Here is a 25,819-nt window from a genome sequence, read left to right as displayed (position 1 = left end):
GATCGCATTTCGATGGCAAAAGATGCGCCCGAAACGCAGCTTCTGCCGCTGCTGGCGGGCGGCGCCGGCCCCGTCGCAGTGCGGCCTGCCCGCCCCGGGTGCGCGCGCCAGATTGATCGAAGATTGATCAAGGCCGGCCAGCAGCCCGCGCGGCGCCGCGCGAAAAATATTTTCGGGCGCGCGGCCGGCGGCCCTGCTCGCTCATCGCAGATTGATCGCATCGCGGCGTGCAAGCGATGGCATGGCCGCTGCTGAAGGACTCCCGCCACATCCGGCGCGAATCCTTCAGGAGAACCCCATGCCCGCAGTCACCAAGCCCGCCAACGTCAAGGGCGATCACCTCGTCGACTACGAGGAAAAAGTCTTCGAGGACGTCAAGGCCGCGCCCGGCGAGAAGGCGCTCGTCACCTTCCACACCGTCGCCTTCGAGGGCTCGATCGGCTTCGTGAACCTGCTCCAGGCCACGCGGCTGCAACGCAAGGGCTACGAGACCTCGGTGCTGCTCTACGGCCCCGGCGTCACGCTCGGCGTGCAGCGCGGCTTTCCCACGCTCGGCGACGAAGCCTTCCCGGGCCACCAGAACTTCAACAAGCAGATCGCCAAGTTCATGGACGAAGGCGGCAAGGTCTACGCCTGCCGCTTCGCGCTCCAGGCGCTCTACGGTCACGGCGAGGGCGCGCTGATCGAGGGCATCCGCCCGATCAATCCGCTCGACGTGCTCGACCTGATGCTCATCCACCGCAAGGCCAATGCGGTGATCCTCGACACCTGGACGCTCTGAGGCGCGCGCGATGACCACGACACCGCGCACGGTGCGCGCCGCCGCCGTGCAGATCGCGCCGGTCTTCGACTCGGCCGACGGCACGCTGGACAAGGTCTGCGCCGCGATCGACGAGGCCGCCCTGCGCGGCGTCGAGCTGATCGTGTTCCCGGAAACCTTCGTCCCCTACTACCCCTACTTCTCGTTCGTGCGGCCGCCGGTGCTGGCCGGCAAGGACCATCTGCGGCTCTACGAGCTGGCGCCGACGGTGCCCGGCCCGGTCACCGACGCGGTCGCCGAACGCGCCCGGCGCCACGGCATGGTGGTGGTGCTCGGCATCAACGAGCGCGACCACGGCACGCTCTACAACACCCAGCTCATCTTCGATGCCGACGGCGCGCTGCTGCTCAAGCGCCGCAAGCTCACGCCGACCTATCACGAACGGATGATCTGGGGCCAGGGCGATGGCGCCGGGCTGCGGCCGGTCGACACGCGCGTCGGCCGCGTCGGCGCGCTGGCCTGCTGGGAGCACTACAACCCGCTCGCGCGCTATGCGCTGATGGCCCAGCACGAGGAGATCCACTGCGCGCAGTTTCCGGGCTCGCTGGTGGGGCCGATCTTCGCCGAGCAGATGGACGTGACGATCCGCCATCACGCGCTCGAAGCCGGCTGCTTCGTCGTCAACTCGACCGGCTGGCTCAGCGATGAGCAGATCGTCGCGATCACGCCCGATCCGCAGTTGCAGAAGGCGCTGCGCGGCGGCTGCAACACGGCCATCGTGTCGCCCGAGGGTGTGCATCTGGCGCCGCCGCTGCGCGAGGGCGAAGGCATGGTCGTCGCCGATCTCGACATGGCCCTCGTCACCAAGCGCAAGCGAATGATGGATTCGGTCGGCCACTACGCGCGGCCCGAACTGCTCTCGCTGCATCTCGACGACCGGCCCGCGCGGCCGCTCGTCACCGCCAGCGGCGCCGCATTGCCGGCCCGCCCCGACGCCTCCTTCACCCCGCCGCAAGGAATGCCCAGCCATGAGCCCGCACCTCTCCGCGCCGTCGAACCGTCAGCTGCTGACGGAACTGCAATCGTCCGGGCTGCGGCTGCTTGACGCGACCCAGGCCGGCGCCAGCCGGCGCGGCGGCGCCGGCCCGTCGGACCATCAGGCGGTGACGGTCGACGGCGTGACGCTGATGCTGCCGACCCACACCTCGACCGCCTGGGCCTCGCCGTTCACCGCCACCCGCGATGCCGACGGCCTGGGCACCGTGCTGCGCGACGGCGCGCCGGTCGCGCGCATCGAGTTCACGCGCCGGCCGCGCTTTCTGGCGCTGCAAACCTTCGACGGCGTGCCCTACTCGCAGATCGCCACGCTGCACGGCCGCGACGTGCTCGCCACCACCGTGCTGCAAAGCTGCATCCGCTACGAAAGCCGGCGCAAGACCTGCAAGTTCTGCGCGATCGGCCAGTCGCTCGCGGCCGGCCGCACCATCGAGCGCAAGACGCCCGAGCAGCTGGCCGAGGTGGCGCGCGCCGCCGTGCTGCTCGACGGCGTCAAGCACATGGTGCTGACCACCGGCACGCCGCCCACGCCGGACCGGGGCGCGGCGATCCTGTGCGAGAGCGCCTTTGCGATCAAGGCCGCCGTGCCGCATCTGCCGATCCAGGCCCAGTGCGAGCCGCCCGACGATGCGCGCTGGTTCGACCGGCTCAATGCCGCCGGCGTCGACACGCTCGGCATGCATCTGGAGGCGGTCTCGCCCGAGGTGCGCGCGCGCGTGATGCCGGGCAAGGCCGGCGTGCCGCTCGATGTGTACTGGCGCGGCTTCGAGCAGGCGGTGGCGGTATTCGGGCGCGGCCAGGTCAGCACCTACATCCTCGCCGGCCTCGGCGACACGCGCGACGCCATCCTCGCGACCTGCGAGCGGCTCATCGGCCTCGGCGTCTATCCCTTCGTCGTGCCCTTCGTGCCGATTGCCGGCACGCCGATGGAAGACCATCCGGCGCCCTCGGCCGACTTCATGCGCGAACTGCTCGCGCCGCTCGGCGCGATGCTGTCCGCCGCCGGCCTGCGCGCGGCCGACAGCAAGGCCGGCTGCGGCAAGTGCGGCGCCTGCTCGACGCTCTCCACCTACGGAGGCTGAGATGGCGCGCCTGCATTTCGACCTCGCGCGCCGGCTCGACACGGCCGCGCCGCCGGCGCCGTATTGCGAGCTGCCGCTCGACTGGTCGCCGGCCGAGTTCCGCATCAAGCTCGCCACGCTGCCGTGGGAACGCGACAGCGCGCATGCGCTGCGGCGCGCGGTGTTCTGCGCCGAGCAGGGCCTGTTCGCGGGCGACGACCGCGACGCGATCGACGACCATGCCGAGCTCATCGTCGCGACCGCCTGCCTGGCCGGCGAGCCGCAGCAGGTGGTCGGCACGGTGCGCATCCATCGCGCGGCGCCACGGCGCTGGTGGGGCTCGCGGCTTGCGGTCGCGGCCGACTGGCGCCGCCACGGCAAGCTCGGCGCGACGCTGATCCGGCTCGCGGTCACCACCGCCCATGCGCGCGGCTGCGATGAATTCCTGGCCCAGGTGCAGGCGCAGAACGAGCCGCTGTTCCGGCGCCTGGGCTGGACCACGCTCGACCGCGAGACGCTGCACGGCCGGCCGCACTGCCGCATGCGCGCCGACCTCGGCGTCTACCCGCCGCATCCCGATCCCGAGGCCGGCTTCGTCGTGCGGCCGGGCGGTGGACGATGAACCCGCCGCTCGACACCGCCGCGCTGCAAGCCCTTGCAGACCGCCTGCGCGCAAGCCGCGGCATGCTGCACAAGACCGACATCGCGGCCGCCGCCGGCGAGCTCGAACGCCGCCCCGGCCGGCCCGCCGACGACGCCAACGGCCTCGGCGACGACTGCGCCGCGCTGCGCGATCCGGCCGGCGACGGCTGGCTGCTGTTCGCGATGGAAGGCCTGGTCGAGGAACTGGTCGAGGCGATGCCGTGGTTTGCGGGCTTCTGCGGCGTGCTCGTCAACGTGAGCGACGTGGCCGCGATGGGCGGCCGGCCGCTCGCGGTGGCCGATGCGCTCTGGGCCCGCAGCGCCGCCCACGGCGCCGAGATCATCGCCGGCATGACGGCCGCCGCCGAAGCGCTTGGCGTGCCGATTGCCGGCGGCCACAGCAACTACCGCGCCGCGCGCGACCAGCTCGCGGTCGCCATCGTCGGCCGCGCGCGCCGGCTGCTCACCAGCTTCGACGCGCGCCCCGGCGACGTGCTCGTGATGGCCGCCGACCTGCGCGGCGCCTGGGTCGAGCCCTGGCCCTACTGGAACGCCGCGACCGAGGCGCCCGGCGAACGCCTGCGCGGCGACCTCGCGCTGCTGCCGGAAATCGCCGAAGCGGGCCTGAGCCGCGCCGCCAAGGACATCAGCATGGCCGGCATCGTCGGCACCGCGCTGATGCTGGCCGAGTGCTCGCGCGTCGGCCTCGCGCTCGACCTCGACGCGATTCCGCGCCCGCCCGGCGCCGATCTCGAACGCTGGCTCACGGCCTTCCCGAGCTACGGCTATCTGCTCGCGGTCGCGCCAGCCGACGTGGCCGCCGTCGTCGCGCGCTTCACCGCGCGCGACCTGGTCGCCGCGCCGGTCGGCCGCGTCACCGACGGCTCGCAACTCGTGCTCGAAGCCGCCGGCACCGGCGCGAGCGCGCCGTTCTGGGACTGGCGCGCCCGGCCCTTCATCCGCCCGGCGCAAGCCGCCTGATCCCGCTTTCCGAGGCCCGATCCATGCCCTCCGTCCACTACCAGCTGCGCTGGCCCGACGGCAGCGTCGCCCGCTGCCATTCACCGTCCACCGTCATCCGGCACTACCTCGCGCCGCACACGCGCTATCCGCTCGCGCAGTTCATGGCGCTGGCGCGCGAGGCCTATCCGCGCGCCTCGGAGCGGGTGCGCGAGGTCTACGGCTACGCCTGTTCCAGCGCCGCCGACCAGCTCGAAGTCCTCGAACGCGAAGCCGCGCGCTTTGCCGACCAGCCCGACGCGGTGGTCGAGGTGCTCGACCTCGCCTGACCGCCCATCACCGCACATCACGGAGTCCGACCATGCAAACCAACCCCACCCAGGGCCACATTCCCGTTCTCGTCATCGGCGGCGGCCAGGCCGGCCTGTCGATGAGCTGGCATCTCCAGCAGGCCGGCATCGCGCATCTGGTGCTCGAACGCGACAGCGCGATGCACAACTGGCGCGAGCAGCGCTGGGACAACTTCACGCTGGTCACGCCCAACTGGCAGTGCGCGCTGCCCGGCCATCCGTATGACGGCGACACGCCGCACGGCTTCATGAACAAGACCGAGATCCTCGACTACCTCGAACGCTTCGCGCGCAAGGTGGCGGCGCCGCTGCGCGAGGGCGTCGCGGTCGAGCGGCTGACGGTGCGCCGCGAAGGCGGCTTCGAGGTCGCGACCAGCGCCGGCAGCTGGACCGCCGACGAGGTGGTGGTGGCCAGCGGCGGCTACCAGACGCCGGTGATCCCGCGCTATGCCGAGCGGCTGCCGGCCGACGTGGTCCAGCTGCATTCGGCGCAGTACCGCAACGCCGGCCAGCTGCCCGAGGGCGCGGTGCTGGTCGTGGGCTCGGGCCAGTCGGGCGCGCAGATCGCCGAGGACCTGCATCTGGCCGGGCGCAAGGTCTTCCTCGCCACCGGCGACGCGCCGCGCTGCGCGCGCTTCTATCGCGGCAAGGACGTGGTCGACTGGCTCGCCGACATGGGCTACTACGACATGCCGGTCGAGCAGCATCCGCTGCGCGAGGGCGTGCGCGACAACACCAACCATTACGTCACCGGCCGCGACGGCGGGCGCGACATCGACCTGCGCCAGTTCGCGCGCGAAGGCATGGAGCTGTTCGGCCCGGCCACCGGCTATGCCGACGGCGTGATGCGCTTCGCGCCGACGCTGGCGGCCAATCTCGACGGCGCCGACGCGGTCTACAACCGCATCAACGCCAGCATCGACGGCTGGATCGCGCAGCAGGGCATCGCGACCGCCGAGCCGCCGAGCGTGTACGCGCCGGTCTGGACGCCGCCCGCCGAGCGCGAATCGCTCGACCTCGGCGCCGCCGGCATCGCGTCGGTCGTGTGGTCGATCGGCTTCAGCGCCGGCTATGGCTGGATCGACGCGCCGGTGTTCAACGGGCGCGGCTATCCGGCGCACCGGCGCGGCGTGACGCCGCAGCCGGGGCTCTACTTCCTCGGCCTGCCCTGGCTGCACACCTGGGGCTCGGGCCGGTTCTCGGGCATTGCGCGCGATGCCGGCCATCTGGCCGAGCGCATCGCCGAACGCCTGGCCGCCAGCGCCGTCGCGTCGCATGCGCCGGCCGCCGACGTGGCGCTCGCCGCATGAGCGACGGCCCGACCCGGCCGGCGGACCCGGTCCGCATCGGCATGCCCCAGCTCGCGCATGCCGGCCTGTCCGAGCACTGGCTGCTGCGCGAATGCGGCGACCGCCACTGGTGCGCGCTCGCGGCGCGGCTCGGGCTGGCCGATCCGGTGTTCACGGATGACACGGGCCGCACCGCCTATGCGGCCTTCCTCGGGCTGGCGCTGACCGGCGCGCGGCTCGATGCGGTGCGCGAGCACGACCGCCTGAGCATCGACACCCGACTGCTGCGCCTGGGGCCGGCGCGCCATCTGAGCCTGCATGCGCTGTCGGTCGCCGGCCGCGCTGTCGGCCGGCTGGCGCTGCTCTCGACCTTCGTGCGGCGCGCGAGCGACGGCGACAACCGCAGCGTCGCGCGCGTCAGCGTGCCGGCCGACGCGGCGCTCGCCGACGCCCGGGAGGACGCGCCGCTCGCCGCCCGGCTGCGCGCGCTGCGCGATGGCTTCGACCTCGGCGCCGAAGGCCTGGTCGTGCCCGCCACGCCGCGCGAGTTCGAGTTCGCGCCCTGCCCGCGCAACGATTTCAACGGCGCCGAATTCCTCTACTTCGCGAGCTTTGCCGCGCTGCTCGACCGCGCCGCCTGGGCCTGGTGGCGCGAGCCGGTCGGCGTCACCACCGCCGGGCGCGAGATCGCCTTCCTCGGCAATCTCAACGCCGGCGAGACGCTGCGCATCGCGCTGGTCGGCCAGCACCGCGACGGCCCCGGCGCCGGCCATGCCTGCGAACTGCGCGCCGGCGACGGCCGGCTGCTCGCGCGCGCCATCACGCGGCGCGCGCCGCCGCGCCCACCCGGCTGCCCCGCCGCCCGCCACGATGGCCACGACGACCGCCACGACCGCCAGCCATGATCCGTGCCGCCCGCCCCGGTCGCCCGCGCCGCCGCGCCGGCCTCGACCTCAAGCCCGTCTACACGCCGGCCGACATCGCCGGCCTGCCGCATCTGCACAGCCTGCCCGGCGCGCCGCCCTTCCTGCGTGGGCCGCATGCCGGCATGTACACGCAGCGGCCCTGGACCATCCGCCAGTACGCGGGCTTCTCCGATGCCGAGGACAGCAACGCCTTCTTCCACCGCGCGCTGGCCGAGGGCGCCCAGGGTCTGTCGGTCGCGTTCGATCTGCCAACGCATCGCGGCTTCGACGCCGACGATCCGCGCGCCGTCGCCGAGGTCGGCCGCGCCGGCGTGTCGCTGTCCTGCGTCGACGACATGGCGCGGCTGTTCGACGGCATCGCGCTCGACCGCGTCTCGGTGTCGATGACGATGAGCGGCGCGGTGCTGCCGGTGCTGGCGGCCTTCATCCTCGCCGCCGAGCGCCAGGGCGTGGCGCCGGCCGCGCTCAGCGGCACGATCCAGAACGACATCCTCAAGGAGTTCCAGGCGCGCAATGCCTATGTGTTCGCGCCCGGGCCGTCGCTGCGCATCGCGCTCGACGTGGTCGAGTGGCTGCATGCGCATGCGCCGCGCTTCAACGCGATGTCGATCAGCGGCTACCACTTCCAGGAAGCCGGCGCCGACGCGGTCACCGAACTCGCGCTCAGCTTCGCCAATGCGCGCGAGTACCTGCGCGGACTGCGCGCGCGCGGCCATGCGGTCGACGGCTTCTGCCGCCGGCTCAGCTTCTTCTTTGGCGTCGGCATGGACTTCCATGTCGAGGTCGCCAAGCTGCGCGCGGCGCGCCTCGTGTGGTCGCGTCTCGTCGAGAGCGAGGGCGGGCGCGATCCGGCGGCGCGCGCCTTGCGCATGCACTGCCAGACCAGCGGCTGGTCGCTCGCCGCGCAGACGCCGAGCAACAACCTCGTGCGCACCACCATCGAGGCGATGGCCGCGATCTTCGGCGGCACGCAATCGCTGCACACCAACGCCTGGGACGAGGCGCTCTGCCTGCCGACCGACGCGGCGGCCCGGCTCGCGCGCGACACCCAGCGCATCCTCCAGCTCGAAACCGGCCTGTGCGACGTGGCCGATCCCTGGGCCGGCTCCTATCTGATCGAGCGCCTGACCGCCGATCTGGCCGAGCGCGCCTGGGCCGAGATGGAAGCGATCGAGGCCGACGGCGGCGTGCTGGCCGCAACGCTCGACGGCCGCATCGCCGCGCGCATCCGCGCAAGCGCCGCCGCGACCCAGGCCGCGCTCGACAGCGGCGAGCGGGTCATCGTCGGCAGCGCCGGCGACGAGGCACGCGACCCGGCCGAGGCCGACGGCCCGCCCGCGCCGCGCGCCTTCGACGCCGCCGGCCTCGCGCGACGCCGCGCCCGCGACCTGGCCCGGCTGCGCCTCGCGCGCGATCCGGCACGCCAGGCCGACACGCTCGCCGCCCTCGCCACCGCCGCGCGCGACGGCGGCAACCTGCTCGCCGCGACCCTCGCCGCGATGCGCGCCGGCGCCACCGTCGGCGAATGCACCGCCGCGCTCGAAGCCTGCTGGCCGCGCCACCGGCCCGCGCCGCCGCCCATCCCGCACGACTATGCCGAGGCGCGCGCGGCCGATGCCGACTGGAACGCCGCCTGCGCCAGCGTCGCCGCCTGGACCGCGCGCCACGGCCGCGCGCCGCGCATCGCGCTGCTCAAGCTCGGGCAGGACGGCCATGACCGCGGCCTGCTCGCGCTCGCCTCGGCGCTGACCGCCGCCGGCATGGAAGTGGCCTGCGGTCCGCTGTTCGCCAGCCCCGCCGAGGCCGCCCGCTTCGTGCGCGAGCGGCAGGTGGATCTGGCCGGCGTGTCCTCAATGGCCGGGGCGCACGAGGCGCTCATCGGCGCGCTGCTGGCGCTGCTGCCGGCCGGGCTGCCGCTGGTGGCCGGCGGCATCGTTCCGGCGCCCGATGCGGCGCGGCTGCGCGCGCTCGGCGTGGCCGCGGTGTTCGGGCCGGGCAGCGCCATGCATGAAATCGTGCCGGCGCTGGTCGCGCTGTGCGGCCGCCGGGCCGACCGGCCGGCCGCCACCCGCAGCGCCGGCTGACGCCCGGCTACACCGCCATCCGGGCCGGCAGCAGCCGGTCGTACTCGCGCTTGACCACGGCATAGCACTCGCAGGTGCGGTGCTCCAGCCCGGCACGGTCGAGCACCGAGATGCGGCCGCGCGAATAGCGAATCAGCCCGGCCTTCTGCAATTGGCCGGCGGCCTCGGTCACGCCCTCGCGGCGCACGCCGAGCATGTTGGCGATCAGTTCCTGGGTCATCACCAGATCGCCCTCGGTCAGCCGGTCCAGGCTCAGCAGCAGCCAGCGGCACAGCTGCTGGTCGAGCGAGTGGTGCCGGTTGCAGACCGCCGTCTGCGACATCTGGGTGATGAGCGCCTGGGTGTAGCGCAGCAGCAGATGCAGCACCGGGCCGGCGCGGTTGAACTCGTCCTTCAGCGCGGCGGCGCGCAGCCGGTAGCCGCGCCCGGCGCTCTGCACCACGGCGCGGCTCGGCGTCGATTCGCCACCCATGAACAGCGAGATGCCGACCAGTCCCTCGTTGCCGACCACGGCGATCTCGGCCGAGGCGCCGTCCTCCAGCACATAGAGCAGCGAGACGATGGCGGTGGTCGGGAAATACACATGGCTGAGCTGGCTGCCCGACTCGCACAGCACCTGGCCGAGCGGCATGTCGACCGGCTCCAGCGCCGGCAGCCAGCGCTCGAAGGCGGCATCGGGCAAGGCGGCCAGCAGGCGGTTGTCGCGCGGCCGGGTCGGTTGGGTCGGGTGGGTCATCGCTGCCTCCTGGGCAATCCCCGCCCCGGGCGATTGCCGAATGAGTGATTTGCGGCGCGATGTTAGAGGCTGCCTGCGGCCCGGTAGGTTCGTTACCGTACAGACGGCGCCGGCTTGCCTTGTCGGCCCGGCCTCGGTGCGCTGGCGCACGGTGAGGCCGGCGCCGGCTCGGGATGATGGTCGGGTCGCGTTCGCCGAACGCGCGCCGCACAAGGTCGCCCCATGCATGAGTCCATCGCCACCCCGCTGCCCGACCTGATCGAGAACCATGTGTTCGCCGACATCCGCATTGGCGACGGCGCCCACCTGCTGCGCACGCTCAGGGCCGAGGACATCCAGCTGTTCGCCGCCATGTCGGGCGACGTGAACCCGGCGCATGTCGATCCCGAATACGCCGCCAGCAGCCAGTTCCACGGAATCATTGCCCACGGCATGTGGGGCGCGGCGCTGATCTCGACCGTGATCGGCACCGAGTTCCCCGGCCCCGGCAGCATCTATCTGGGCCAGACGCTGCGCTTCGAGCGGCCGGTGCATGTCGGCGACACGCTCGATGTACGCATTGCCGTGACCGCGCGCGACCAGAAGAACCATCAGCTCACGCTCGACTGCCGCTGCACCAACCAGCACGGCATCGACGTGATTACCGGCAGCGCGCTGGTGCTGGCGCCGACCGAAAGGATCAGCCGCGCCCGCGTGCAGCCGATGGAAGTGAGCCTGACCCGGCGCGGCCTGAGCTATCGCCGCCTGCTGGCGCGCAGTGCCCAGCAGCCGGCCATCGCGGTGGCGGTGGTCCATCCCTGCTCGGCCGATGCGCTGCGCGATGCGATGGAAGCCGCCGCGCTCGGGCTGATCGAGCCGGTGCTGGTCGGGCCGGCCGCGCGCATCCGGGCGCTGGCGCAGGACGGCGCCATCGACCTCGGCGAGCACCGCATCGTCGATGCGGCGCACAGCCATGCGGCCGCCGCCCGGGCCGTGGCCATGGCGCGCGCCGGCGAGGTGCAGGCACTGATGCAGGGCAGCCTCGACGCGGCCGAGCTGCTGGCCGCCATCGCCGATCCGGCGCTGGGCCTGGGCACCGACCGCCATCTGAGCCATGCCTTCGTGCTCGACGTGCCGGCCTACAGCAAGCCGCTGCTGATGGCCGACGGCATGGTCAACCCGCGCCCCGGCATCGACATCAAGCGCGACATCCTGCGCAACGCCATCGACCTCGCGCATGCGATCGGCATCGTCACGCCCAAGGTGGCGGTGCTGGCCGGCAGCGGCGCGGTCAATGCCGCCATGCGCTCCACGCTCGACGCCGCCGCGCTGTGCAAGATGGCCGAGCGCGGCCAGATCGCCGGCGCGCTGGTCGACGGCCCGCTCAGCTTCGAGCAGGCGATTGCGGGCAGCGCCACGCCGGCCGACGGCAGCGCTGCGCGCGTGGCCGGCGCCGCCGATGTGCTGATCGCGCCCGACCTCGAATCGGCCCGTCTGCTCACCGGCCAGCTGCGCTGCCTGGCCGACGCCCAGGTGGCCGGGCTGGTGCTCGGCGCCAGCGTGCCGGTCATCCTGACGCTGGCCGATGCGACCGGCGTCGGCGCCATCGCCTCGTGTGCGCTGGCCCAGCTGATGGTGCGGGCCGGCGGCGATCCGGCGCTGGCGGTGCAGCTGCCCCTGCCGCTGCCGGCGGCGCGCGCAGCCGTGGCGGCATGAATGCGCCCGCCGCCGCGCCGGCGGCGGCATTGCCTCAGTCGTCGTCGCGCGGCGGGCCGGCGTGCATCGCGCGGCGCTGGCACAGCCGCCAGTGCCAGGCGTTGAGCGCGCCAAGCGCCAGTCCCGCCAGCAGCAGCAGCAGCGTCCAGGAATGCGTGCGCGGCCAGCTCTCGTCGAGCCACAGCCCGAGCGCCGCGCCGAGCAGCGTCGGCATCGCCACCGACCAGACCGCCAGCCCGGCCATGCCGAGCGCGATCCAGCGCGCGCCGGCGCCGGCCGCCGGCGGCCGCAGCACTCGGGCAATCGATGGGGCGATGCGCATGGCCGACTCCGCTGGCAGGCGCCAGCGCGCCCGAAGCCGCCTTGTTAGCCGCAGTCGCGGCGCGCGTCTGTACGCGAGCGCACGGCGGCCCGGCCACAGCGCGCTGGCGCACAGACCGCCGCGCCGGCCGGCCGCAAGCTCGGCGCTCAACTCGCACAGGGAAACACCATGAAGACCGATAGCCAGCTTCAACAGGATGTGATGGCCGAACTGCGCTGGGAGCCGGCGGTCGAGTCGGCCCAGGTCGGCGTGGCGGTCAAGAACGGCGTCGTCACGCTGTCGGGCGAAGTGAGCAGCTATGCCGAAAAGTGGGAAGCCGAGCGCGCGGCCCAGCGCGTGGCCGGCGTGCATGGGCTTGCCATTGAGCTGAAGGTGCGGCTCAGCCAGTTCGGCGAACGCAGCGATGCCGACATCGCGCGCTCGGCCGAGAACGTGCTGGAGTGGATGACCGCGCTGCGGCCCGACTCGGTGCGGGTGATGGTCGAGAACGGCTGGATCACGCTGCTCGGCGATGTGGACTGGCAATACCAGAAGCTCGCTGCCGCCGACGGTCTGCGCCATCTGGCCGGCGTGATCGGCGTGAGCGACCAGATTTCCATCAAGCCGCGCGCCTCGTCGGCGGCGGTCAAGGCCGAGATCGAGGCGGCGCTCAAGCGCCAGGCCTCGGCCGATTCCAGGGGCATCGAGGTGAGCGTGGACAACGCCAAGGTCACGCTCAGCGGCAAGGTCGGCAACTGGACCGAGCGCGAGCTGGCGATCCGCTCGGCCTGGGGCAGCGCCGGCGTGACCAGGGTCGTCGACGAGATGACGCTGGCCGACTGACAGCTTTACGGCGATGCGCGGCGGCGGGTCCAGGCTTCTCGGATCAGGACTGGCCGCCGCCCGTCGCCACCCGACCGTTGCAATCCGCGCAGCCGTCGCCGCGCGCCTGCTGGCTTGTTGCCAGCCGCTGTTTCAAATCGCCCTGGCTGCCGTTCGGCGCCGCGCGATCTGGCGTTTTTGCTGGGCATGGGGGCTGCTACTTGCCAGCCCCCAATGCACAACAAGGACCGCCATCCCATGAAGCCCGCCCTCGCACTGCGCCGCATCGCGCTTGCCGTAGCCCTGGTTGCCGGCAGCGCCAGCGCCCAGCAGGCGCCCGATTTCAGCAAGGTGGAAATCAAGACCACCAAACTCGCCGACGACTTTTATGTGCTCGAAGGCCAGGGTGGCGCGATCAGCGTGCTGACCGGCCCGGACGGCGTGCTGCTGGTCGATTCGCAGTTCGCGCCGCTGACCGACAAGCTGGTCGCCGCGATCCGCCGGCTGTCCGACAAGCCGATCCGCTTCCTCGTCAACACCCATGTGCATGGCGACCACACCGGCGGCAACGAGAACTTCGCCAAGCTCGGCGCCACGCTGCTGAGCCGCGACCAGCTGCGCGAGCGGCTGGCGCACCCCAACCCGGCCGCCGATGGCACGCCGGGCAAGCCGGCGCCGGCCCAGGCGCTGCCGGCCATCACCTATGACGGCCCGGTCACGCTGCATCTCAACGGCGAGGATGTGCGGCTGCTGCCGGTACGCAGCGCCCATACCGACGGCGACACGCTGGTGCAGTTCGCAAATCACGATGTGCTGGCGGTCGGCGACTACTTCCGCACCGTGGGTTATCCGGTGGTCGATCTGAACAATGGCGGCAGCCTGCGCGGCCTGCTCGACGGCCTGGGCGCGACCATCGGCCGCGCCGGCCCGGCCACCAGGATCATCCCCGGCCACGGCCCGATCACCGACCGCGCCGGCCTGATCGCCCAGCGCGATCTGCTGCTGGCGGTGCGCGACAAGGTGGCGCCGCTGGTGGCCCAGGGCAAGACGGTGGAAGAAGTGATCGCCGCGCGCCCGACCGCCGACTTTGACGCCCAGGTGGCGCAATCGGCGCAGACGTCGGAGCGCTTCATCAAGTGGCTTTATGCCGAGCTGAAGGCCGGCCACTGAGCCCGGGCCGCGTCAGCGCGCGGTGAGGTCCTGCAAGCCGTACTTGCGGATCTTGTCGTGCAGCGTGGTCTTGGCCATGCGCAGCGCCTCGGCGCAGCGCGCCACGCTGCCGCCCTGGCGCCGCAGCTCGGCGCTGATGAGGCTGCGCTCGAAATTCTCGACCGACTCGGCCAGCGACAGGCCGGCATCCTCGGGCGCGGCGCTGCCGCCGAGCATGTCCTTGCGGATGCCGAGCGCAAGGCAGTCGGCCACATGGCGCAGCTCGCGCACATTGCCGGGCCAGTCGTGCGCCATCAGCCGGCGCATCTGGTCGGGCGAGATGTCGGGCTGCGGCCGGTCGTAGCGCCGCGCCGCCGCGAGCGCGAAATGCTCGACCAGCAGCGGGATGTCGTCGCGCCGCTCGCGCAGCGCCGGCAGCTCGATGACCACCACATTCAGCCGGTAGTACAGGTCGGCCCGAAAGCTGCCGTCGCGCGATTTTTCGAGCAGATCGTCCTTGCTCGCGGCGACCACGCGGCAGTCCACCGGCAGCGGGCGGTTCGAGCCCAGCCGTTCGATGGTCCGCTCCTGCAACACGCGCAGCAGCTTGATCTGCATCGCCATCGGCATGCTTTCCACCTCGTCGAGGAAGAGCGTGCCGCCCTCGGCGTACTCGATCTTGCCGATGCGCCGCTTGCTCGCGCCGGTGAAGGCGCCGGCCTCGTGACCGAACAGTTCGCTGTCGAGCAGGTTGTCGGGCATGCCGCCGCAATTGAGCGCCACAAACGGCTTGTCGCGCCGGCGCGAGCGCTCGTGCAGCGCCTGCGCCACCAGCTCCTTGCCGGTGCCGGTCTCGCCACGCACCAGCACGTCCACCGGCGAATCGGCCACCTGCAATATCAGCTCGCGCACCTGCTCCATCTGCGGCGAGCGGCCGATGAGCTTGCCCTCGATGCCCTCGTGCTGCGACAGCCGGCGGCGCAGATCGAGCACCTCCAGCACCAGCCGGCGCTTGTCGATGGCACGCCGCACCACATCCACCAGCAGCTCGGGCGCGAACGGCTTCTGGATGAAGTCGTAGGCGCCGGCACGCATCGCTTCGACCGCCAGCGTCACATCGCCGTGGCCGGTGATGATGATCACGGGCAGCTCGGCATCGATCTCGCGCGCGCGCCGCAGCAGCGCCATGCCGTCGGCGCCGGGCAGGCGCATGTCGGTCACGACCACGCCGGCAAAGCCGGGCGCCAGCCGCTTGAGCGCGTCTTCGGCGCTGCCGACGGCGGCGACCGGAATGCCGCCGAGCTGCATCGCCTGCACGCAGCCAAGGCGGACATTGGGATCGTCCTCGACGATCAGCACGCTGAGGGGTTCAGGCATCGGGCAGGGTCTCCGGCGGCAGGGGCAGAACGAGCGTGAAGCGGGCACCGCCCGCCGGCGCATTGTCGGCGACAAGCTCGCCGCCGGCCTCGCGGGCGATGTCGCGCGAAATGGCCAGGCCCAGGCCCAGCCCCGCGCCGACCGGCTTGGTGGTGAAGAAGGGTTCGAACAGCCGGCCGAGCACGGCGGGCGCGAGGCCGGCGCCGGTATCGGTCACGCTCACGAAGACATGCGGCGCGGTCGCGTCAGCGCCCTGCCCGGCCTCGATGACGATGCGCGGCGCGGCCACCTCATGCATCGCGTCGGCGGCATTGGCGATCAGGTTCACCAGCACCTGCTCCATGCGGTTCTGGTCGGCCCAGGCAAAGCATTCGCCCTTGGGCACGCGGTTCAGCACTTCCACCCGCTGCTCGCGCAGCCGCGCATCGAGGATGAACAGCGCATTGCCGACCGCATGCGCCAGATCCACCGCCGCCGGCCGCGCCTCGGACTTGCGCGCGAAGGACTTGAGCGGCTGGATGATGCTGCCCATCTGCTCGACCATGCGGGCGATGATTTCGAGATTGCCGGCGGTGGCCTCGCCATTGCCCCGGCGCAGAAACTCGGCCGCATTGCCCGACAGCGTGCGGATGGCCGCGAGCGGCTGGGTCAGCTCATGCGTGATGCCGGTGGCCAGCTGCCCCAGCACCGCCAGCTTGGCCGCCTGCACCAGCTCGTCCTGCGCGGCGCGCAGCGTGTTCTCGGCCGCGATGCGCTCGGCCACCTCGTGGCGCAGGCGGTCGTTGGCGGCGGTGAGTTCGCGCGTGCGGCTCGCCACCTTCTGCTCCAGCTCGGCATTGGCGCGCTCCAGCAGCAGCCGCGCTTCCAGCCGCTGCTTGAGGATGCGGCGCCGCTGCACCACGATCAGCCCGAGCAGCAGCACGAAGCCGGCCGCCACCGCCGCCAGCACGCCATCCACCAGCGCCTGACCGCGCAGCCCGCGCAGATCGGTGAAGGACAGCAGCCGCCAGTCCATGCCGTCGAGCCGGCGGCCCAGCACCAGCAGGCCGTCGCTGGCACGCGGCAGCGCCCGGCCGCCGTTGGGCAGCAGCTCGTCGATGCGCTCGCTGTCGGCATCGACCACCAGCCGCGCGCCAATCGGAAAGCTGCCGATGCGGCGCTCGCCGTAGAGCCGGTTGATCTGCATGTCGACCCGGCGCTCGATGTCGAGCGTGGTCAGCGCGGTGTAGCGCCATTCGGGCTGGGACGACAGGATCACCACCTCGTTGCCGTCGGCGATCAGGGCCGGCGCGCCGAGCATCGGCCAGGCGTCCTCGATGGAGCGCAGGCCGATCTTGATGGCCGCCACGCCGACCACGCGCGCGCCGTCGCGCACCGGATGCGAGACGTAATAGCCGGGCTGGCCGTTGCGCTCGCCAATGGCGAAATGCCGGCCGACGCGGCCCGACAGCGCCTCAACAAAGTAGGGCCTGAATGCCAGCTCGGCGCCGACCAGACTGTCGTCGCCGGCGTCGGAGTTGCTGGACGCGAGCACCACGCCGCGCTCGTTCATCACATAGATGGCGATGCCGCCCACATGCGCGTTGAGCCGGCGCAGATAGTCGTTGACGGTGTCGGCGCGCTCGGCCGAGCCGGGCTCGCGCAGCAGCGCCAGCACATCGCGGTTGAGCTGGATGGTTGCCGGCACATGCTGGAAGCGGCCGATCTCGGCGCTGACCGCCGCCGCGAACAGATCGAGCCGGTGATCGGCATCGATGCGCGAGGCACGCAGCGCCTCGCGCTCGCTGAGCCGCTCGCCGAGCCGGCCTGCGCCGGCCAGCAGCGCCGCGCAGGCGAAGGCCACCGCCAGCCGGGGCAGGCGGCGCCGCACATTGCGCCATGAGAACGGCGGGCGCTCGGGCGGCGGCAGCTGCGGACTCAACGCGGGCCGCCTGGCATCACGGGTAGAGGCCGCGCAATGCACGGGCTTGCAAGACCCGCGTGCATGCCGTGACGAAGGCCGCCGTGCGCAGGTTGATGCCGCGCTCCTGGCCGATGGCCCAGATCGCCGCGAAGGCCTCGGACAGCACGCGGTCGAGCCGCGCATTGATGTCGTCCTCGGTCCAGAAAAAACTCGATGCGTTCTGCACCCATTCGAAATAGCTCACGGTCACGCCGCCGGCATTGGCGAGCACGTCGGGCAGCACCAGGCAGCCGCGCGAATGCAGCATATCTTCGGCCGCCGGCGTGGTCGGGCCGTTGGCGCCCTCCACCACCAACTTGGCGCGGATGAGGCCGGCGTTGGCGGCGGTGATCTGGCCTTCGAGCGCGGCCGGCAGCAGCACCTCGCAATCGGTGGCCCAGAACTCGTCGGCGGTGATGGGCTCGACGCCCGGGAAGCTGGTGATCGGCTCGCGCTTGCCCTGCAAATGCTCGACCAGCGCCTGCGGATCGATGCCGGCTTCGCAATGGATGCCGCCGCCCACGTCGAGCACCGCGACCACCTTGGCGCCAGCGGCCGCAAACACCCGCGCCGCCGCATTGCCCACATTGCCAAAGCCCTGGATGGCGATGCGCGCGCCTTCCATCGGCAGGCCGATGCGGCGCATGGCCTCGCGCGCGACCACATAGCAGCCACGCCCGGTCGCGTCGCGCCGGCCCAGGCTGCCGCCCAGGCTCACCGGCTTGCCGGTGACCACGCCGGGCTGGGTCGAGCCCTGGTTGATGGAGTAGGTGTCCATCATCCAGGCCATGGTCTGCTCGCCGGTGTTGACGTCGGGCGCGGGGATGTCGCGGTCAGGCCCGATGACCAGACCGATCTCGCTGGTGTAGCGGCGCGTCATGCGCTCCAGCTCGCCGGGCGTCAGCAGCTTGGGATCGACGCGGATGCCGCCCTTGGCGCCGCCGTAGGGCAGGTTGACGGCGGCGTTCTTCACCGTCATCCAGCCGGCCAGCGCCATCACCTCGGGCAGGGTCACGCCCGGATGAAAACGCACGCCGCCCTTGCCCGGGCCGCGCGACAGGTTGTGCTGCACGCGATAGCCCTCGAAGTGGACGATGCGGCCGTCGTCCATCTCGATGGGCACATCGACGATGAGGGCGCGCTTGGGCCGGCGCATCGTGTCCATCCAACGCGCGAGCGGCCCCAGATGCGGCTCGACGCGGTCGAGCTGCTCCAGAAACATGCCCCAGGGGCCGGGGTTGGCGGCGTCGAGATAGGACGGCAGGCGCGCGGTTTCGGCGCGCGTGGCGGCGGTGCTTGCTTGATCGGTCATGGCTTGCCTCAGTGCTGAAGAATCTTGGCCAGGAAGGACTGGGCGCGCTCGGAACGCGGCCGGTCGAAGAAGGCGTCTTTCGCGTCGTCCTCGACGATGCGGCCGGCGTCCATGAACACCACGCGGTCGGCGACCTTGCGGGCAAAGCCCATCTCATGGGTCACGCACATCATCGTCATGCCCTCCTTCGCCAGCTCGACCATCACGTCGAGCACTTCGCCGACCATTTCGGGGTCGAGCGCCGAGGTGGGCTCGTCGAACAGCATGACGATCGGGTCCATGCTCAGCGCGCGGGCGATCGCCACGCGCTGCTGCTGGCCGCCCGAGAGCTGGCCCGGATGCTTGAGCGCATGCGCCTTGAGGCCCACGCGGTCGAGCAGCTTCATGCCCTTGTCGTGGGCCTCGTCCTTGTCGCGGCCCAGCACCTTGATCTGCGCGATCTTGAGGTTGTCGATGATGCTCAGATGCGGGAACAGCTCGAAGTGCTGGAACACCATGCCGACGCGGCTGCGCAGTTTGGGCAGATCGGTCTTGCTGTCGCCGACCGCCACGCCGTCCACGCTGATGCTGCCGGCCTGGAACGGCTCCAGCGCATTGACGCACTTGATGAGCGTCGACTTGCCCGAGCCGCTCGGCCCGCAGACCACCACCACCTCGCCCTTGGCGATGGAGGTGCTGCAGTCGGTGAGTACCTGGAAGCTGCCGTAGTGCTTGGAGACCTTGTCGATCTCGATCATGGTTTTGCTCATGGGGTTCAGGCCTTGACGAGACGACGCTGGAAGCCCTGCACCGCGCGCGACAGCCCGAAGCACAGGACGAAATACACGACACCGGCAAACAGCAGCAGCTCGACGATGCGGCCATCGCGGTCGCCGACCTTGTAGGCGGTGCCAAAGAAGTCGGCGAGCGCCGACACGTAGACGAGCGAGGTGTCCTGGAACAGCACGATGGCCTGGGTGAGCAGCAGCGGCAGCATGTTGCGGAAGGCCTGCGGCAGCACCACCAGCCGCATCGTCTGGCCGCGCGTCATGCCGAGGGCGCTGGCCGCCATCGTCTGGCCGCGCGGCACGCTCTGGATGCCGGCGCGGATGATCTCGGCGTAATAGGCCGACTCGAACAGCGCAAAGCCGACCAGCGCCGATACCAGCCGGATGTCGGTGCGCGAATCGAGGTTGAACAGCGCGCCCAGCAGCTGCGGCACCACCAGGAAGAACCACAGCAGCACCATCACCAGCGGGATGGCGCGGAACAGATTCACGTAGCCGGTGGCCAGCCAGCGCAGCAGCGCCGAGTTGGACAGCCGCGCCATCGCCAGCACGGTGCCCCAGGCAATGCCGACCACCACCGCCACCGCCGTGATCTCGAGCGACACCTTGAGGCCCGAAGCCAGCAGCGGCAGCGCGCCGGGGATGGAAGACCAGTCGTATTCGTAAGCCATGACGGTCTCCTTCAGCGCTGGCCGGCGAGGCCGGGAATGCGGCTGCGCGACTCGACCCAGCGCATCGCCGCCATCACCGTGACGTTGATGGCCAGATAGGCCAGCGTGACCGCGATGAAGGATTCATAGGGCTGCGAGGTGTAGTCGACCAGTTGCCGCCCTTGCGCGGTCAGCTCCAGCAGGCCGATGGTCGAGCACACGGCCGAGTTCTTGAAGATGTTGAGGAACTCCGACGTGAGCGGCGGAATCACCACCCGGAAGGCCACCGGCAGCAGCACATGGCGATAGGTCTGGCCGAGCGTGAAGCCCATCGCCAGCCCGGCATTGCGCTGGCCGCGCGGCAGGCTTTCGATGCCGGCGCGCACCTGCTCGCAGACGCGGGCGCTGGTGAAAAAGCCCAGGCACAGGAAAGCCGCCAGAAACTGCTGCGTCAGCGGCGAGGTCTGCTTGAGAGCATCGCCCATGGACTCGGGCAGCAGCTCGGGCAGCACGAAGTACCAGATGAACAGCTGCACCAGCAGCGGCACGTTGCGGAACAGCTCGACATACGCCGTGCCGATGCGCCGCGCCCAGGGCTGCGGCAGGGTGCGCAGCACGCCGGCCGCGGTGCCCAGCAGCAGCGCCAGCGTCCAGGCCGCGAGCGACAGCACCAGCGTCGTCTCCAGCCCACCGACGAGCCAGCCGCCGTAGCTGCTGCCGTCGCCGGTGGCGGACTCGAGCGCGAAGACGCCCCAGTTCCATTGGTAGGCCATGGGATCAGTACTCCCAGAACATGCGCTGGAGCTGAACCGGATCGCTCGTGACCGTGAGGCCGAGCATGGTCAGGATGCGGGCCTTCTGCGGATTGAGGTCATGCGCCGCGACCCAGCCGTACTTGTCGTCGGGCTGCTCGGCATTGCGAATGACAAAGCCGCCGCCAACCACGCGCGACGAGCGCACCACGGTCACGCCCTGCGAAGTGAGCTGCTGGAGCACCGGCACCACATCGGCCGACACCGAGCCGTTGCCGGTACCGGCATTCACGACCGCCTTGGCGCCCGCCGCAGCAAAGGCCTTGAACGCATCGCCATTGGCATTGCCGCTGCCATAGCCGATGTCGACGCGCGGCAGCGTGACGATGCGCGCGATGTCGAACTCCGACTCGGTGGTGTGGCGCTTGACCGGCGCGCGGAACCAGTAGCTCTTGCCCTCGACGATCATGCCGAGCGGGCCCCAGGGGCTCTGGAAGGCATCGGTGCGGATGTTGATGGTCTTGGCCACGTCGCGGCCCGACCAGATGCAGTCGTCCATCACCACCAGCACGCCCTTGGCGCGCGCCGTCGGCTCGCCGGCCACCGCCACCGCGTCGTACAGGTTGAGCGCGCCGTCGGCCGACAGCGCCGTGCCCGGGCGCATCGAGCCGACCACCACGATGGGCTTGGCGGTGTGCACCGTCAGGTTGAGGAAGAAGGCGGTTTCTTCGAGCGTGTCGGTGCCGTGGGTCACGACGATGCCGTCCACGTCGCCGCGCGCGGCCAGTTCCGCCACCTTGCGTGCAAGCGTGAGCAGATGCTCGTTGGTGAAGCTTTCCGAGGCGATCTGGAACGCCTGCTCGCCGCGCACGCGGGCGATGGTCGAGATTTCCGGGACGCTCGCAAGCAGCTTGTCGACCGGCACCTTGGCGGCCTGATAGCTCGCGCTGTTGACGGCCGAGGCGCCGGCTCCGGCGATGGTGCCGCCGGTGGCGACGATGACGATTTGCGGCAGATCGCGCGCCTGCGCGACCGCGCAACAGGCAAGCACAAGAACGCAGAAGGCCCAGGCGCGGGCAAGACGTTGGTACATGGCGTGACTCCTGATGGATGAAGGAAGTCGCGCCGGCTCGGGTGGCAGCCGGCGCGCGGTGCTGCGACGGCTTATTCGAGCGGCTTGTCGTTGGGGTTCTTGAACAGGCTGAGCACGCCGTCCGACGCCGGCCAGGCCAGGTTCAGGCCCTTGGGCGGGATCGGCTTGTTGAACCACTTGTCGTAGACCTTGGCGGCTTCGCCCGAGGTCATGAGCTTGGCGATGGCGGCATCGACGACCTTCTTGAAGCCGGCGTCATCCTTGCGCAGCATGCAGCCGTAGGCCTCCTGCGACATCGGCGTGCCGACCACGGTCCAGTCGTCGGGGCGCTTGGCCTTGGCGCGCTCACCGTAGAGCAGCGCGTCGTCCATCATGAAAGCCACGGCGCGGCCGGTTTCGAGCGTGAGGAAGGATTCGCCGTGATCCTTGGCCGAAATGATGTTCATCTTCAGGCCCTTTTCCTCGTTGTAGCGGCGCAGCAGCCGCTCGGAGGTGGTGCCGGCGGTGACGACCACGTTCTTGCCGGCCAGGTCGGCAAAGTCGTTCACGCCCGAGGTCTTCTTCGTCATCAGCCGCGTGCCGACGACAAAGATGCTGTTCGAAAAGCTCACCTGCCGCGCGCGCTCGACCGTGTTGGAAGTCGAGCCGCATTCGAGGTCGACCGTGCCGTTCTGCACGAGCGGAATGCGGTTCTGCGACGTGACCGGCACCAGCTTGATGTTGAGCGCCGGCAGCTTGAGCTCAGCCTTGACCGCGTCGGCCACCTTCAGCATCAGCTCCTGCGAATAGCCGATGACCTGCTGGTTGTCGTCGTAGTACGAGAACGGGATCGACGATTCGCGGTGACCGAGGCTGATGGTGCCGGTGTCGGCAATGCGCTTGAGCGTGGGTGGCACGTCTTGCGCGGCGGCGCTGCCGGCGGCGACGAGACCGAGCGCGAGGACGAGCGAGCGGAAGATCGGATGCATCGAGGGCTTTCCTTGGTGGACTGCTGAATGGCTGCGGGCTGCTGCGCCGGAGCGTCCGGCGTCGGGGGAATGTTTAGCAGGCGGCGTTCCAGGGGCGCGACGGTTTACCGACGGCACCAGTCCGTTGATTCGATTGGGTTTTTTAGTTCCGCCCGGCCGCGCATGAACGGATTCCCGGAGCCGGCGCCGGATGGCCGGACGGATTTCCGTTCGCCACGACGGCGCCGCGCGGGAACTCGCCGGCGCCGCAACCGGTCATGTCGCCGCCCGCCTCTTTCAGGACCCAGACATGACCACCCTCATCACCGGCGCCACGGGCGCCATCGGCAGCGCGCTTGCGGCGCAACTCGCGGCAACAGGCACGCCGCTGCTGCTGGTCGCGCGCGACGCCGGCCGGCTCGATGCGCTGACCGCGCAGCTCGGATCGGCAGCGTCGGTCACCACGCTGGCGCTCGATCTGCGCGATTCGGCGGCTGCGGTGCCGGCGCTGCAAGCCGCGCTGGCCGCTGCCCTCGCCGCCGGCCGGCCGGTGAATCGGCTTGCGCATTGCGTCGGCTCGACGGTAGTGCGGCCGCTGCATCTGACGCAGGAGGCCGACTGGCGCGAGCAGTTCGAGATCAACGCCACCACGGCCTTCACCGTGCTCAAGCTTTGCGTGACGGGCGCGATCAAGGCGCCGCATCCGCTTGCGGCGGTGCTGGTCAGCTCGGTGGTGGCGCACGGCGGCTTCGCCAATCACGAGGCCATCGGCGCGGCCAAGGCGGCGGTCGCGGCGCTGGCGCTCGGCACCGCCGCCAGCTATGCCGACAAGGGCGTGCGCGTGAACGTGGTCGCGCCCGGGCTCACGCGGTCGACGCTGACGCAGCGCTTCATTGCCACGCCCGCAGCCGAGGCGCGCAGCGCGGCGCTGATCCCGAGCGGGCGCATCGGCGAGCCGGGCGAGGTGGCGGCGACCATCGGCTTCTTGCTCAGCGACGCGGCGGCGCACATCACCGGACAGGTGCTGCAGGTGAGCGGCGGGCAAGGCAGCCTGCATCCGCTGCCGAAGGCGTGAGCGAGGCGAAGCGCGGGTTCAGGGGCAACAAGCAGGCCTTGCCGAGCAAGCCTTGCGCGGTGTGCGGGCGGGCGATGGTTTGGCGCAAGGCCTGGGCTAGGAATTGGGAGGCGGTGAAGGTTTGCTCGGAGGCTTGCCGGAAGCGGCGTGGCGGTTGACTGGAGCAATCGGCGCGGAAGCGTCAAAATGGATGCACAGTCGCACCACCTTTGATGCACGGAGCCCGCATGAGAACCACTGTGACCATCGACGACGCCCTTTACGAGCGGGCACTCGAAGTGGCCGACCCCGACATGGACAAGGCCGATCTGTTCCGCGAAGCCGTCAAGACCTTCGTTCGCGTGCAGGCCGCCCGACGCCTGTCCGCCCTCGGCGGCAGCGCAGCCGAGATGCCGGACATCCCGCGCCAGCGCGGCGACGACGAATGAAGCGCGTGCTCGTCGACACCTCGGTCTGGGTCGACCACTTCCGGCGCGCCAGCAGCGCACTCGCCGATCTGCTCGAACGCGATGCGCTGCTGATCCATCCGATGGTGCTCGGCGAACTCGCCTGCGGCACGCCGCCGCGCCGCGTGCAGACGCTCGCCGATCTCGGCGATCTCCGGCAGGCGCAGCAAGCCAGCCTTGGCGAGGTCATCGCCTTCGTCGAGCGCGAGCAGCTTTACGGCCTGGGCTGCGGGCTGGTCGATCTCACGCTGCTGGCGTCGACGCTCATCACGCCCGGCGCCGAGCTTTGGACGCTCGACCGACGGCTGGCAGGGCTGGCGTCGCGCTTCGGGGTGAGGTTCGACGTGCTGGCGCATTAGCCACAGCTCATCCACCGGCATACCGCCACGCGCGTGAGCCGAGGCGACTGACCAAGCCGCCGCATTTGCAAACCGTTTGCATTAACGTAAAGTGCAACCCGTTTGCATTAGCGCCGGCGCCTGCCGGCCCCAGCCCGCATGCACGCCATCCCTTCCGCAGCCGTCGCCGCAGCCGCACCGCCGCTGCATGGCCTGACCGACAGGCTGTTCACCGCCATCGCCGGGCCCGACGCGCTGACGCTCCTGCCGCGCGCGCCCGATCCGGCCATCGACGCCTATCTCCAGCGCGCGGCCGCCGCCGGACTGCTGCGGCGTGGCTGGACGCTCGATCTCGACGCGGGCGAGCCGCTGCCGCCCGATCTGCTGCCCGCCGCCGAAGGCCGCGACGCCCTCGCCGCCGACATTGAAGCGCTGATGGCACTGTTCGCCGGGCTGGTGTGCGCACGCCGCCTGCGGCTGCGGCTCGAAGTCCTGCATCGCATCATGTGCTCGCGCTTTCACACCGATTTCGTGGGGCTGCGGCTGCTGTGCACCTATCGCGGCGCCGGTACGCAATGGCTCGACGAGGGCTGCGCCGACCGCAGCCGGCTGGCGCTGCATGCCCAGGGCAGCGACGACGAAACATCGGGCGTCATCCTCGATCCGGCCGGCGTGCACGAGATTGCGCGCGGCACGGTGGCCCTGCTCAAGGGCGCGGCCTGGGTCGATGCCGAAGGCCGACGCGCACCGGGCGTGCTGCATCGCTCACCGCCGGTCGCGGCCGAAGATGCACCGCGCGTGCTGCTGGTGATCGATTCGGTGTTCTGAGCCGCGCCGGCGTCAGCTGCGGCAATCGGTACAGGTGCCGCGGATCATGAGCGCCGCGTCGGGCGCCTGAAGGCCCTGGCGCTCAAGCTGGCGTTCGAGCTGGCGCAGCGCGCTGCGGGTGGCGCGGTCGTCGGCGATGGGCACGATGCGATGGCAGCTCGCGCATTCGAACAGCGGGCCGACCGCCGTGCCGCGCGCCAGATAACGGCCGGTACGGTCGGCGCCGATCACCTTGTCGCACAGGCCAGCCTGGGCCAGCCGGTCGAGCGCGCGGTAGACGGTCACGCGGTCGATGCCGTCGGCACCGCTGGCGCGGCAGCCTTCGAACACCTCGTCGGGCGTGAGTGCGCCATCGCTGCCGCGCAGGCAGTCGAACACCGCGAGCGAGCCGCGCGTGGCGCGCAGGCCGTGGGCGCGCAGCAGTTCGGCCGGGTCGTCGTCGGCGCGGGCAGCGGGCAAGG

At 71.1% G+C, this 25,819-nt stretch carries 28 protein-coding genes; 17 read left to right on the top strand and 11 right to left on the bottom strand.

What is annotated here, in order from left to right; translation table 11 throughout:
* Nucleotides 1-298 precede the first annotated feature (298 nt).
* The 9 genes from B9P64_RS07185 to B9P64_RS07145 are packed head-to-tail and all read left to right on the top strand — an operon-like array spanning nt 299 to nt 9,128.
* Nucleotides 299-781 carry an MSMEG_0572/Sll0783 family nitrogen starvation response protein gene (locus tag B9P64_RS07185; protein WP_085315538.1) on the top strand — a complete coding sequence of 161 codons (483 nt, stop codon included), beginning with the start codon at nt 299-301 and terminating at the stop codon, nt 779-781.
* Between the two features lie 10 nt (nt 782-791).
* Nucleotides 792-1,865 carry a Nit6803 family nitrilase gene (locus tag B9P64_RS07180; RefSeq protein ID WP_085315537.1) on the top strand — a complete coding sequence of 358 codons (1,074 nt, stop codon included), beginning with the start codon at nt 792-794 and terminating at the stop codon, nt 1,863-1,865.
* Complete coding sequence (locus tag B9P64_RS07175) at nt 1,789-2,898, top strand: MSMEG_0568 family radical SAM protein (protein ID WP_176256759.1); 1,110 nt, start codon at nt 1,789-1,791, stop codon at nt 2,896-2,898. The genes B9P64_RS07180 and B9P64_RS07175 overlap by 77 nt, the downstream gene beginning before the upstream one ends.
* A gap of 1 nt (nt 2,899) precedes the next feature.
* Nucleotides 2,900-3,499 (top strand): MSMEG_0567/Sll0786 family nitrogen starvation N-acetyltransferase, encoded by a 600-nt coding sequence (locus B9P64_RS07170; protein ID WP_085315536.1) that lies wholly within the window; start codon nt 2,900-2,902, stop codon nt 3,497-3,499.
* Nucleotides 3,496-4,500 carry a sll0787 family AIR synthase-like protein gene (locus tag B9P64_RS07165; RefSeq protein ID WP_085315535.1) on the top strand — a complete coding sequence of 335 codons (1,005 nt, stop codon included), beginning with the start codon at nt 3,496-3,498 and terminating at the stop codon, nt 4,498-4,500. Before B9P64_RS07170 ends, B9P64_RS07165 begins: the two co-directional genes overlap by 4 nt.
* Before the next feature lie 23 nt (nt 4,501-4,523).
* Nucleotides 4,524-4,808 (top strand): MSMEG_0570 family nitrogen starvation response protein, encoded by a 285-nt coding sequence (locus B9P64_RS07160; protein ID WP_085315534.1) that lies wholly within the window; start codon nt 4,524-4,526, stop codon nt 4,806-4,808.
* A 32-nt stretch (nt 4,809-4,840) separates the two neighbouring features.
* Nucleotides 4,841-6,139, top strand: coding sequence for an MSMEG_0569 family flavin-dependent oxidoreductase (locus tag B9P64_RS07155; protein WP_085315533.1), 1,299 nt, complete (start codon nt 4,841-4,843; stop codon nt 6,137-6,139).
* Nucleotides 6,136-7,023 carry a Pnap_2097 family protein gene (locus tag B9P64_RS07150; RefSeq protein ID WP_085315532.1) on the top strand — a complete coding sequence of 296 codons (888 nt, stop codon included), beginning with the start codon at nt 6,136-6,138 and terminating at the stop codon, nt 7,021-7,023. Before B9P64_RS07155 ends, B9P64_RS07150 begins: the two co-directional genes overlap by 4 nt.
* Nucleotides 7,020-9,128, top strand: coding sequence for a methylmalonyl-CoA mutase family protein (locus B9P64_RS07145; protein ID WP_085315531.1), 2,109 nt, complete (start codon nt 7,020-7,022; stop codon nt 9,126-9,128). The genes B9P64_RS07150 and B9P64_RS07145 overlap by 4 nt, the downstream gene beginning before the upstream one ends.
* 7 nt (nt 9,129-9,135) lie before the next feature.
* Here B9P64_RS07145 and B9P64_RS07140 read toward each other — a convergent pair whose 3' ends face one another.
* Entirely contained in the window at nt 9,136-9,864 is a 729-nt protein-coding gene (locus tag B9P64_RS07140; protein ID WP_085315530.1) for a Crp/Fnr family transcriptional regulator, read from the bottom strand.
* A 222-nt stretch (nt 9,865-10,086) separates the two neighbouring features.
* On the opposite strand from B9P64_RS07140, the gene B9P64_RS07135 reads away from it, so the two are divergent.
* Nucleotides 10,087-11,559, top strand: coding sequence for a bifunctional enoyl-CoA hydratase/phosphate acetyltransferase (locus B9P64_RS07135; RefSeq protein ID WP_176256758.1), 1,473 nt, complete (start codon nt 10,087-10,089; stop codon nt 11,557-11,559).
* Between the two features lie 34 nt (nt 11,560-11,593).
* On the opposite strand, the gene B9P64_RS07130 is transcribed toward B9P64_RS07135, so the two are convergent.
* Nucleotides 11,594-11,881: an AtpZ/AtpI family protein gene (locus tag B9P64_RS07130; protein ID WP_085315993.1), complete on the bottom strand. Its 288-nt coding sequence runs from the start codon at nt 11,879-11,881 to the stop codon at nt 11,594-11,596.
* 168 nt (nt 11,882-12,049) lie between these two features.
* Here B9P64_RS07130 and B9P64_RS07125 point away from each other — a divergent pair, with 168 nt between their 5' ends.
* Complete coding sequence (locus tag B9P64_RS07125; protein ID WP_085315529.1) at nt 12,050-12,703, top strand: BON domain-containing protein; 654 nt, start codon at nt 12,050-12,052, stop codon at nt 12,701-12,703.
* A 237-nt stretch (nt 12,704-12,940) separates the two neighbouring features.
* Nucleotides 12,941-13,852 (top strand): MBL fold metallo-hydrolase, encoded by a 912-nt coding sequence (locus B9P64_RS07120; RefSeq protein ID WP_176256757.1) that lies wholly within the window; start codon nt 12,941-12,943, stop codon nt 13,850-13,852.
* Between the two features lie 12 nt (nt 13,853-13,864).
* Here B9P64_RS07120 and B9P64_RS07115 read toward each other — a convergent pair whose 3' ends face one another.
* The 8 genes from B9P64_RS07115 to B9P64_RS07080 form a co-directional block, all read right to left on the bottom strand.
* A complete protein-coding gene (locus B9P64_RS07115) occupies nt 13,865-15,208 on the bottom strand; it encodes a sigma-54-dependent transcriptional regulator (protein WP_085315527.1) in 1,344 nt (447 codons plus the stop codon).
* A complete protein-coding gene (locus B9P64_RS07110) occupies nt 15,201-17,129 on the bottom strand; it encodes an ATP-binding protein (RefSeq protein WP_235839918.1) in 1,929 nt (642 codons plus the stop codon). Before B9P64_RS07110 ends, B9P64_RS07115 begins: the two co-directional genes overlap by 8 nt.
* A 16-nt stretch (nt 17,130-17,145) precedes the next feature.
* The gene (locus B9P64_RS07105; protein WP_085315526.1) at nt 17,146-18,462 is read right to left on the bottom strand and encodes a Glu/Leu/Phe/Val family dehydrogenase; all 1,317 of its coding nucleotides are present in this window, start codon (nt 18,460-18,462) and stop codon (nt 17,146-17,148) included.
* A gap of 8 nt (nt 18,463-18,470) precedes the next feature.
* Entirely contained in the window at nt 18,471-19,199 is a 729-nt protein-coding gene (locus B9P64_RS07100; RefSeq protein WP_085315991.1) for an amino acid ABC transporter ATP-binding protein, read from the bottom strand.
* Between the two features lie 17 nt (nt 19,200-19,216).
* Nucleotides 19,217-19,900 (bottom strand): ABC transporter permease subunit, encoded by a 684-nt coding sequence (locus B9P64_RS07095; RefSeq protein ID WP_085315525.1) that lies wholly within the window; start codon nt 19,898-19,900, stop codon nt 19,217-19,219.
* A gap of 11 nt (nt 19,901-19,911) precedes the next feature.
* Nucleotides 19,912-20,652 carry an amino acid ABC transporter permease gene (locus tag B9P64_RS07090; RefSeq protein ID WP_085315524.1) on the bottom strand — a complete coding sequence of 247 codons (741 nt, stop codon included), beginning with the start codon at nt 20,650-20,652 and terminating at the stop codon, nt 19,912-19,914.
* 4 nt (nt 20,653-20,656) lie between these two features.
* On the bottom strand, nt 20,657-21,724 hold the full coding sequence (locus tag B9P64_RS07085) for a type II asparaginase (RefSeq protein ID WP_085315523.1): 1,068 nt from the start codon (nt 21,722-21,724) through the stop codon (nt 20,657-20,659).
* A gap of 71 nt (nt 21,725-21,795) precedes the next feature.
* Nucleotides 21,796-22,692, bottom strand: a complete 897-nt coding sequence (locus tag B9P64_RS07080) for a glutamate/aspartate ABC transporter substrate-binding protein (protein ID WP_085315522.1) — start codon at nt 22,690-22,692, stop codon at nt 21,796-21,798.
* A gap of 289 nt (nt 22,693-22,981) precedes the next feature.
* Between B9P64_RS07080 and B9P64_RS07075 the strand changes: the two genes are divergently transcribed.
* From B9P64_RS07075 to B9P64_RS07055, 5 genes are all read left to right on the top strand, one after another.
* Nucleotides 22,982-23,746: an SDR family NAD(P)-dependent oxidoreductase gene (locus B9P64_RS07075; protein ID WP_139826182.1), complete on the top strand. Its 765-nt coding sequence runs from the start codon at nt 22,982-22,984 to the stop codon at nt 23,744-23,746.
* Nucleotides 23,743-23,904, top strand: a complete 162-nt coding sequence (locus B9P64_RS07070; protein WP_085315520.1) for a DUF2256 domain-containing protein — start codon at nt 23,743-23,745, stop codon at nt 23,902-23,904. Before B9P64_RS07075 ends, B9P64_RS07070 begins: the two co-directional genes overlap by 4 nt.
* A 69-nt stretch (nt 23,905-23,973) precedes the next feature.
* Nucleotides 23,974-24,174 carry a type II toxin-antitoxin system VapB family antitoxin gene (locus B9P64_RS07065; RefSeq protein ID WP_085315519.1) on the top strand — a complete coding sequence of 67 codons (201 nt, stop codon included), beginning with the start codon at nt 23,974-23,976 and terminating at the stop codon, nt 24,172-24,174.
* Nucleotides 24,171-24,551: a type II toxin-antitoxin system VapC family toxin gene (locus B9P64_RS07060; protein ID WP_085315518.1), complete on the top strand. Its 381-nt coding sequence runs from the start codon at nt 24,171-24,173 to the stop codon at nt 24,549-24,551. Before B9P64_RS07065 ends, B9P64_RS07060 begins: the two co-directional genes overlap by 4 nt.
* A gap of 138 nt (nt 24,552-24,689) precedes the next feature.
* Nucleotides 24,690-25,358, top strand: coding sequence for a DUF1826 domain-containing protein (locus B9P64_RS07055; protein WP_085315517.1), 669 nt, complete (start codon nt 24,690-24,692; stop codon nt 25,356-25,358).
* Between the two features lie 12 nt (nt 25,359-25,370).
* Here the strand turns inward: B9P64_RS07055 and B9P64_RS07050 are convergent, their stop codons facing one another.
* Nucleotides 25,371-25,817: a Fur family transcriptional regulator gene (locus tag B9P64_RS07050; protein ID WP_176256756.1), complete on the bottom strand. Its 447-nt coding sequence runs from the start codon at nt 25,815-25,817 to the stop codon at nt 25,371-25,373.
* Between the last annotated feature and the right edge of the window lie 2 nt (nt 25,818-25,819).

This window comes from Derxia lacustris, from assembly GCF_002105195.1.
Taxonomy (GTDB): Bacteria; Pseudomonadota; Gammaproteobacteria; order Burkholderiales; family Burkholderiaceae_E; genus Derxia; species Derxia lacustris.
The sequence above is the reverse complement of the archived record's forward strand: the minus strand, read 5'-3'. Positions and strand labels throughout refer to the sequence as shown.